At 62.7% G+C, this 6,583-nt stretch carries 10 protein-coding genes; 5 read left to right on the plus strand and 5 right to left on the minus strand.

What is annotated here, in order from left to right; genetic code table 11:
- The first annotated feature begins 197 nt into the window (after nucleotides 1-197).
- Complete coding sequence (locus ACP7AB_RS16640) at nucleotides 198-797, plus strand: hypothetical protein (RefSeq protein WP_425993129.1); 600 nt, start codon at nucleotides 198-200, stop codon at nucleotides 795-797.
- Nucleotides 798-887: 90 nt separating this feature from the next.
- The gene (locus tag ACP7AB_RS16645; protein ID WP_425993127.1) at nucleotides 888-1,055 is read left to right on the plus strand and encodes a hypothetical protein; all 168 of its coding nucleotides are present in this window, start codon (nucleotides 888-890) and stop codon (nucleotides 1,053-1,055) included.
- 86 nt (nucleotides 1,056-1,141) lie between these two features.
- Here ACP7AB_RS16645 and ACP7AB_RS16650 read toward each other — a convergent pair whose 3' ends face one another.
- Together ACP7AB_RS16650 and ACP7AB_RS16655 are read right to left on the minus strand one after the other, a co-directional pair.
- On the minus strand, nucleotides 1,142-2,089 hold the full coding sequence (locus ACP7AB_RS16650) for a nucleotidyl transferase AbiEii/AbiGii toxin family protein (protein ID WP_425993125.1): 948 nt from the start codon (nucleotides 2,087-2,089) through the stop codon (nucleotides 1,142-1,144).
- A 4-nt stretch (nucleotides 2,090-2,093) separates the two neighbouring features.
- Nucleotides 2,094-2,822: a hypothetical protein gene (locus ACP7AB_RS16655; protein ID WP_425993123.1), complete on the minus strand. Its 729-nt coding sequence runs from the start codon at nucleotides 2,820-2,822 to the stop codon at nucleotides 2,094-2,096.
- A 49-nt stretch (nucleotides 2,823-2,871) separates the two neighbouring features.
- On the opposite strand from ACP7AB_RS16655, the gene ACP7AB_RS16660 reads away from it, so the two are divergent.
- Entirely contained in the window at nucleotides 2,872-3,183 is a 312-nt protein-coding gene (locus tag ACP7AB_RS16660; RefSeq protein ID WP_425993121.1) for a S1/P1 nuclease, read from the plus strand.
- 632 nt (nucleotides 3,184-3,815) lie between these two features.
- Here ACP7AB_RS16660 and ACP7AB_RS16665 read toward each other — a convergent pair.
- Nucleotides 3,816-4,112, minus strand: coding sequence for a DUF736 domain-containing protein (locus ACP7AB_RS16665; RefSeq protein WP_425993119.1), 297 nt, complete (start codon nucleotides 4,110-4,112; stop codon nucleotides 3,816-3,818).
- A 586-nt stretch (nucleotides 4,113-4,698) separates the two neighbouring features.
- Here ACP7AB_RS16665 and ACP7AB_RS16670 point away from each other — a divergent pair.
- Nucleotides 4,699-4,935, plus strand: a complete 237-nt coding sequence (locus ACP7AB_RS16670) for a hypothetical protein (protein ID WP_425993117.1) — start codon at nucleotides 4,699-4,701, stop codon at nucleotides 4,933-4,935.
- 61 nt (nucleotides 4,936-4,996) lie between these two features.
- Here ACP7AB_RS16670 and ACP7AB_RS16675 read toward each other — a convergent pair whose 3' ends face one another.
- Together ACP7AB_RS16675 and ACP7AB_RS16680 are read right to left on the minus strand one after the other, a co-directional pair.
- The gene (locus tag ACP7AB_RS16675; protein ID WP_425993115.1) at nucleotides 4,997-5,419 is read right to left on the minus strand and encodes a hypothetical protein; all 423 of its coding nucleotides are present in this window, start codon (nucleotides 5,417-5,419) and stop codon (nucleotides 4,997-4,999) included.
- Between the two features lie 57 nt (nucleotides 5,420-5,476).
- Nucleotides 5,477-5,773, minus strand: coding sequence for a hypothetical protein (locus ACP7AB_RS16680; protein WP_425993113.1), 297 nt, complete (start codon nucleotides 5,771-5,773; stop codon nucleotides 5,477-5,479).
- Between the two features lie 334 nt (nucleotides 5,774-6,107).
- Between ACP7AB_RS16680 and ACP7AB_RS16685 the strand changes: the two genes are divergently transcribed.
- On the plus strand, nucleotides 6,108-6,470 hold the full coding sequence (locus ACP7AB_RS16685) for a response regulator (RefSeq protein WP_425993111.1): 363 nt from the start codon (nucleotides 6,108-6,110) through the stop codon (nucleotides 6,468-6,470).
- The last annotated feature ends 113 nt before the right edge of the window (nucleotides 6,471-6,583 follow it).

The following is a 6,583-nucleotide window of genomic DNA, read 5'->3' on the forward strand; positions in this document are numbered from 1 at the left end:
TCGAGGCCACCATCGCCTCGGCCACCGCCTGGGTCTTCGTCGCCCATATCCGCCTGCTCACCCGCAGACTGGCAAGAGCCTGATATCCATCAGAATCATTATGAGTCAGACTCTAAGAGTGACGACGTGACCACAATGCCAGGTGCAGTTCGATGCGATCGCTTCTTCGACGGCTCACGCCCCGGTCCGGCCCAGTCTTGCACAGCCTGAAGGGCGTCTGGACGCTCCGCCCGGATGACTGCCCCTGCGACCTGCATTTCGTCGAATGGATGGAACAGCGCAGCGCGCGTGACGAAGTGGTCTTTCATTTCGGAACAGGCAGTCACCATCACGTTGGCATCAAGCTGGGCGAGAGCGACCTGGGGGTCTCGGTCATGGGGATCACAGCGACCCGCAAGGAATACGACACCTACATCGACCTCGTCACCCGTCGCCCAGAACTGGCGCGGACCTACTGCGTCTATTTCGGCGACATCTACACCGCAAATGCCGCCCTTCTGCCCACCTTCGACGTCGTCACCCTGTTCCACCTTTGCGAGTTCCGTACCGAAGAAAACGACGCCTATGGGGCTCTGACCGATCTGGAACTGACGCGCCTGTTCACCGAACGCACCCGTCCGGGCGGCCATCTCCTGTTTTATACTGGCTCCTACGCCTACGCCCAGGCAGAGACGGTCATCACCGAATGGGCCGCGTCAAGCCCGGTCGAGGAGGTCGAAGGATTCAAGACCCTGCGGGTCTTTCGCAAGGTCGGGGAGGCGATGGACGATCTCACGGACAAGGTCTGGTACAATTGACATTGGGGCCTTCGAAACCAGGTCGAGAGTGGCGAGATCAGGGTCGTCGAAGACAAGGACTATCCCGTCGGAGTCTATCCTCAAGATTTGATGTCCCGCCAAGCTTGGGAAGGCGCTCTTGCAGCAGCCAAAAAAATCGAGACGCGCAGGGCTAACGATCTGGGACCTTGGACCGATTTCGAATGGGGCATGATCAACGGCAAGCTGAGCGCCCTGCGCTGGATGCTCGGCGACCACTGGGACATGCTCGACACGTGACGGTGGTTCTGCTGATCTCCGCACGGCGAGGCACGACAACCATCTGATCGACCGCCGTGGGCTTCGGCGTCGCCCCCGCGGGCGCTCTACAGTCGGTCCGCGACCTCGGCGATCCGCGCCAGGATGGTATCGAGAGAGGGCTGGTCGCGATAATACAGCGCGCGGGTCGCGCCATAGGCGCGATCATAGAATTTGCGGGTGTCGGGATCGTTCAGCCAGAACGCCTCGTTGCGGCGGATGTCCGGTTCGTCGGCGCCGCGAAAGCGCGTCTTCTTGTGCGCGACGTACGCGTCCGAGCCGATGAAGGCCTGGACGTCGCCGTCCCCGAGGAGGCTGTAGACGTCGTAGTAGTGGCGCATGAAGTTGGTGGGCATCTCACCGCTCGCCTGCTGCTGGCGGAACTTGGTCGAGATGGTCTGCAGCTTCTCCACAAAGGTGTAGCCCGGCTCGTAGCAGGCGACGTCTATGGCGCGGTTGTCTGTGAGATCCTCGACGCCCTGCCGGACGGCGAAATCGTAGGCCCAGGACGATATGGTGATCGGGCGGTTGGGGGACACCTGATCGAAGCCCGCCTCCAGAAGGACGCCGGTCTTCACGCCGTCCGGAAGCGGATTGAGCTCGGGATAGCGCAGCCGGATGCCGGCGCCGCGCATCTGGCCGGTGGGGTCGTCGAAGGCGACGTCGCGCTCGACGGCCTCGAATCCGGGGATGGCGATCCGTTCAGCGAGACCGTCGAAGAAGGCCTGCCGCGCCGCGACGTGCGCTGGCTTGGTGTGGTTCGACCCAACACGCAGATCACCTTCAGGATGGATCAGGATGTCGATGTCTTCCGAGAACCGGTGGATCAGCTGATAGCCCTTCGACAGGGAGGTGCCGCCCTTGAGTTCGAAGGCGAAGCCGCCGGCCTGCAGACCCCACAAGGCCTGCATGATCCAGTAGTCCTTTTCCACCAGGCTGGGGTCGATGCTCATCTGGCCGGCGAGCACCTCGATTAGGTCGCGGAAGTCCGGGGTATCGTGCAGGAAGACGGTCACGACCTCACGCGGCCTCCAGCGCCTGGCTGAGAAGCCGCTCGGCGCGCACGGACCCGAAATCCCGCGCCGCCTTGAACAGGCGCGCGGGGTTCATGCGCCGGGCGCGCTCCAGAGCGCGCGGCAAGACCTCGGCGCGCGTCTCCGCGAGGCGGTCCAAGTTCTGAAGCAGATCCACGAGCAGCACCTCCTCGGTCAGCTTGGCCGGAACCGATGACTTCTTGCGAAAGTCATAGACGCGGCCACCCAAGTCGAAACGGCCGTGGCGTTTGAGATTATAGACCACCGGCTCGTTGTAGAGCTGGGTCGTGCCCACCCCGAGGCCATTGAAGGCGTTGGGCGAGACCATCAGAAAACGGTCGTCCTTGAGAAAGCTCTCGACGAGTTTCTCCGGCTTGGCCGGGGCTTTTCCGAACCGCGTCTTTCGCGGCGCCAGATAGAGACCGCCCGAGACCTTTTCGAGCCGCCCCTCCTCCACGAGCTGGCGCAGATGCCGATCCACGGCATTGGACCATTTCTCGAAATCCTGGCGACGGTAGACCTGACCGGGCCGCAGTCGCCTTTTCACGTCGTTGAGCGCGGACATCATCAAATTCCTTCGCGACCGACGTAGGATGCGATCCGGCATAATGCAACGATTTTGATTTAAATTCCATGCAAATTGCACGGACCCGATTTCAACGACAACATGGCCGTCAAAGCCCTTCGGATACCAGAACCGACGCGGTAACGTCATGGAACTCGGCGAGGCGCATCCCTCCCGCCAGAAGCGTCAAGGAAATCCCATGGTCCGCATCATCGGTCGACTGATCGCGGTCCTCGTTACGGGCTCGCTTCTGATCCCGACATCGGCCCTGGCCTGGGGCGGCGCGGGACACCGGCTGATCGGCGACCTCGCCTATGAGGAGCTGACGCCGCAGGGCCGAGCCTTCGTGGACCGGCTGATCGCTACTGCGGGCCAACAGGAAGGCGCTGGCGTCTGCCCGGTCGCCTCTCTGGCCGACGCCTCGGTCTGGGCGGATTGCGTCCGCGGCGGCAGTCTCGCCAACTTCGGCTACATGAGCGCGCTCCACTATGTGAACACCCCGATCTGTTGATCGGTGTTCAAGGCGGGACCCCACCCGATATGAAACAACATATTGAATGAGCTTAATATCTCGGAGCGATACGGGGTCCCGAAGACGACGGTCAGCATGCGCGCTAATGTATTGCTATATAGCGAATTCAACCACCTAGGCCGCCTCTCGATGGAGTCCGATTTCGACGCCGATCCACAGACGGGACTCACGGTAATCCCGATCGGGAGACGCTGCTCATGCTGGAGCGCGCCCGACCGGACGGCGGCTTCTTGGTCCATCTGACCTATTCAGCAGCCGCCTGCGATGCGGAGCACCGCCGATGGAAGGAGGCGCGCGGACGTGTCTTCAATCCGGCCGAGGACGCAAATTCTGACATCATCGACGGCTTGAAGGCTGGGCGACACATCGTGGTACGGGAAGATGTCATCTCCATTCAACTGCCTGGAGACCAGCCCCCGCGCCCCCGGGTGGCTCCCCGGCCCATCAGCGCCCACCCGCGACCCCTCCGGTCGCCTGGCCAGTACAAGCTTGCGCCGCGTCCAGCCAAGCGCCCCGACTGACCGGACCGGCGGAGGTCGGTCATCACAGCGTCCTGAGACAGAATGTGAAGAAAAACGCGGCGGCGCGAACTCCGCGCCGCCGCAGCTCTGTCAGCGGGACCAGATCAGGCTGTGCCCGCCTTCGACTTCGACCAGCGAGGCGTAGATCGGCGCCGGGAAGCTGGGGTCGTCGAGCTTGACCGACAGATACTCGCGGTTCTGCTGGCTGATCTTCTTCCAGGCGGCGCCGAACTCGGTCTGGCCGGAGAAGATGCGGAAGTCAGGAGCCTTGTCGTCGGTCTTTTCGTTGGCCCGCAGTTGGGCCGTTTTGACGTTGAGGGTCAGGGTCCTGATCGAACCGCCGTAACTGCCGTCCGCTTGCTGGGTGAAGGTGCCAATGGTGGCCATTGAAGTCTCTCCTTGCTGATGTCGGGCCCCGCTTGCCGCGGCCTCGATGGCGATCGACGGACCGGAGACCGGACGGCCCGCAGGGCGAGCGCAGCGAGATCCCGCAGCACAGCGGAGGACCGGGAGAGCGACTTTCTTGTTTCGCGAGGAAGGCCGTCAGGCCGGGGAAGAAAGTCGAGCGAGCGGTTGCGGAATCCGGACGGGCTTCGGTCAGATCAGGCTATTGAGAGGCCGCGCAAGGCTGGCCTGTTGCAGGAGAGACGGGTGGTCACCCCCGCTTGAACTACGCGGACGAGTCACGCCGGTCGTAGGGATCATGCCGCCAATGCCGGCGCAGGCGCTCGGCCACAAACGGCTCGCCCAGGCCACCGTTCCAGCGTCATCTGGACCTGACCGCGTTCGATGACCTCAAGACCGGAAGCCGGGCACCGGCAGGAACCGCAGCGAAATCGTTCGGCTGGCCAGATGCACAGGCCGTTTGGGCCGCCGCCACTCCCCGCGCCTGAGCCCTGTTGAACCAAGCTTGGGAAGCCCTGTAGATTGAACTCAACCGTCGACATCCGGCGGCAAGCGAACGAGTGGCCCCTTGGCGACACATTCCCACATGATCCAGTTCACCGTGATCCGCGGCGACGGCGACTGGCGAGTCCTGCGCGATGGTCAAAACTCCGGGCATTTCGACTTCAGCGTCGACGCCATCGAGTCCGCGCTCATGAAGGCGACAACCCTGATCGACAGGGGCGAGCGGGTCGAGGTCTTCGTCCAGGACGCCGCCGGCCAATTGCGCCAAGTCGATCCGGTCGGCGGGGAAGTGCTGCGCTAAAGGCCGAGTACGGCGCAGCGGTCGACGCCATGTGTCTGATCGGTAGGCGTTCTGTGAGCCACTAGCCCGCCCACTCGAAATCGAAGTCCGGGGTGAGCGCGAGCAATCCAGTTTCGAGCTGGTTCCATGTCAGGCGCAGCTCCTTCAGATCGTCGGGCGTGAACAGGTGCGCATGATGCGACGCGGCACGCAGCTTTCCAGCCTGTTTCAGAAGACCGGATACCGCCGTGGGATCGTCGAAACCGGCCTCGAAGATCGCCTGGAAATGCTCCGGATGGCTTATGATCCGCGCGTAGTGGGTGTAGTCGGCGTGATCGAGCACCTCCCCTCCCCGGTTCTTCCACTTCCCGAGCAAGTCCTTGCACTCGTACAGCGGCAGACGCTCATCCGGCCAATCCTCGCCGTAGGTCTCCGCCATCACCGCGTCGAGTCTGTCGCGCAGGGTCAGTTCGTAGCGGTGAACGAGCGTCTTGGCGCGCTTCACATGCGGCGGGGCGGAGTTGGCCCGGAGCCGCGCCTTCAGGCGACGCCGCTTCTCGGCCTAGGTCAGAAGGCGCCGTCTCGGCCAGTGCGACAGCCGCAAACCCGCAGCGTCGAGGAAGTTGCGATAGCCGCCCAGATTGGCGAACTGGGGCATGTCCATGATCGAGAAGACGCCGACGGCCTCTCGCACGCCGCGCGTGAGCCGGTCGCTCTCGGCGAACATGTCGGCCATCGCCGACGCCCGGGCAATAGCCTCGATCTGCGGCCGCTCCGACAGGGCGAGGGCGGCGCGATAGAGACGGTCCGCCTCCGCCTGTGCCCGCATGATGGCGTCGAGGTGTGGATCGGCGTCCAAAACGGACCCCCATCGCTACGCCGGTAACCGACTGACGTGAATGAAGAAAGTTATCCTACGCGGGGTCCCGAGCGGTGCCGATGTCATGCAAGCTACTGCCAGCAGAGTCTTTTAGATTAGATGCTTGGCCAAAATGGAGAGGGTCCCGTTTTTGGACGCCTATCTACACCTGCAGATGGCGGGATGGGGCGCCCACCCTGAAATTTGGATTCAAAAAATTCTCGCCTTCATCGGGAACCTTTATCCTAGGTCCGACACATGTCCCTAAACGCCGCGTTTTTCTGAGGCGCGGCAAAGGGGGGGCATTGCCAGATTCAGCGCCGATGGCATTCGGATGGCGATAATACTCATCGTCGAGAATGAGATTTTCATTCGGCAAAGCGCCGAGTGGATGATGGAGGAAATGGGCCACCAGCCCCTGGTCGCCTGTGATCTTGGCGAAACCATCGTCCATTTGTCCGCAGAGGCGACCATCGACGCCCTTTTTGTGGACATGCGCCTGAGTGAGTTGGCCCTTGGCGGCTACGATGTCGCCAATCAGGCCATCGCGCTGAAGCCCGGTCTGCGCGTGCTCTACACCTCCGAGACGCCGCTCACCGCTGCGATGACCACCCGGTTCGTCCCGGGCGAGCAGCTTCTGCAAAAGCCCCATTCCCACAAAGATTTAGGCCCTTCGATGGAACAGCTTCTTGCCTAAGAGTCTGACTCATAATGATTCTGATGGATATCAGGCTCTTGCCAGTCTGCGGGTGAGCAGGCGGATATGGGCGACGAAGACCCAGGCGGTGGCCGAGGCGATGGTGGCCTCGA

Source organism: Brevundimonas sp. TWP3-1-2b1, from assembly GCF_049896165.1.
Classification (GTDB): domain Bacteria; phylum Pseudomonadota; class Alphaproteobacteria; order Caulobacterales; family Caulobacteraceae; genus Brevundimonas; species Brevundimonas subvibrioides_B.

Excerpts from the sequence above, each read along its gene's own strand:
- ACP7AB_RS16645 (WP_425993127.1), top strand. The coding sequence starts at position 888 with ATGTCCCGCCAAGCTTGGGAAGGCGCTCTTGCAGCAGCCAAAAAAATC.
- ACP7AB_RS16655 (WP_425993123.1), bottom strand. The coding sequence starts at position 2,822 with ATGACGTTACCGCGTCGGTTCTGGTATCCGAAGGGCTTTGACGGCCAT.
- ACP7AB_RS16660 (WP_425993121.1), top strand. The coding sequence starts at position 2,872 with ATGGTCCGCATCATCGGTCGACTGATCGCGGTCCTCGTTACGGGCTCG.
- ACP7AB_RS16665 (WP_425993119.1), bottom strand. The coding sequence starts at position 4,112 with ATGGCCACCATTGGCACCTTCACCCAGCAAGCGGACGGCAGTTACGGC.
- ACP7AB_RS16685 (WP_425993111.1), top strand. The coding sequence starts at position 6,108 with ATGGCGATAATACTCATCGTCGAGAATGAGATTTTCATTCGGCAAAGC.